Source organism: Limosilactobacillus avium, assembly GCF_947381485.1.
In the GTDB taxonomy this organism is placed as follows: domain Bacteria; phylum Bacillota; class Bacilli; order Lactobacillales; family Lactobacillaceae; genus Limosilactobacillus; species Limosilactobacillus avium.
In genome coordinates, this window is the sequence record NZ_CANCWN010000118.1 from 1 (window position 1) to 256 (window position 256).

Genomic DNA, 256 nt, shown 5'->3' on the forward strand with positions numbered 1-256 from the left:
TGGCAGATTGCAAGAAATAACTTGAACGAATTTAGTGACGCAGATTAAGCAGGAAGATCTCGATTGGTGTGCGCCAGTTAAGACATTTAAGTGGCCGGGAATTCAAATACCAATTAATTTGAATCAGCTGGCGATCGCTCAGCTCTTCAATAGCTTGGCCTTTGGGAATAAAGCGTCGTAAAACTCGGTTACGGTTCTCATTACTACCGCGTTCATGTGGTGAATAAGCATGGGCAAAATAAACCGGAGTACCAGT

At 43.4% G+C, this 256-nt stretch carries 1 protein-coding gene; it reads right to left on the bottom strand.

The window, feature by feature from the left end; genetic code table 11:
• Positions 1-31 precede the first annotated feature (31 nt).
• On the bottom strand, positions 32-256 hold a 225-nt coding region (locus QOS01_RS10545; protein ID WP_408612504.1), incomplete at its 5' end, for a transposase.